At 60.8% G+C, this 600-nt stretch carries 1 protein-coding gene; it reads left to right on the top strand.

Features of this window, described 5'->3' with window-relative positions:
• The coding region (locus FHK92_RS25300; protein ID WP_219916186.1) for an immunoglobulin-like domain-containing protein at positions 1–600 on the top strand (600 nt) is incomplete at both ends.

Below are 600 nucleotides of genomic sequence, written 5' to 3' on the forward strand. Positions count from 1 at the left end.
GCTGACTAACCCAGCTCAGACCGCAGTCACCGTGACCTTGAGCAACGGCGCCGTGATCAACATCGCAGCCGGTCAAACCACCGGCATCGTCGCTGTTGATACTCCTGCAAACGACGTCTACAACAACGGCAGCACCGTAAGCACCACGATCACCGGTACCTCCGGCGGCAACTTCGAAAACCTGGTGCCAAGCACCACGCCAGCCGTCACCACGATCACCGACTCGGCTGACACCACTGGTCTGACCTTGTCTGCCAGCGAAACCATTACCGAAGGCGGCCAGATCACCTACACCGCGACGCTGACTAACCCAGCGCAAACGCCAGTGACTGTGACGCTGAGCAATGGCGCAGTAATCAACATCGCTGCGGGCGCTACTACCGGCACCGTCGCTGTCGATACTCCGGCGAACGACGTCTACAACAACGGCAGCACCGTCAGCACCACGATCACCGGTACCTCCGGCGGCAACTTCGAAAACCTGGTGCCGAGCACCGCGCCTGCGGTCACTACGATCACCGATTCCGCTGACGCCACTGGCCTGACTTTGTCTGCCAGCGAGACCATCACCGAAGGCGGCCAGATCACTTACACCGCGAC

The organism is Pseudomonas brassicacearum subsp. neoaurantiaca (assembly GCF_013608025.1).
Classification (GTDB): Bacteria; Pseudomonadota; Gammaproteobacteria; order Pseudomonadales; family Pseudomonadaceae; genus Aquipseudomonas.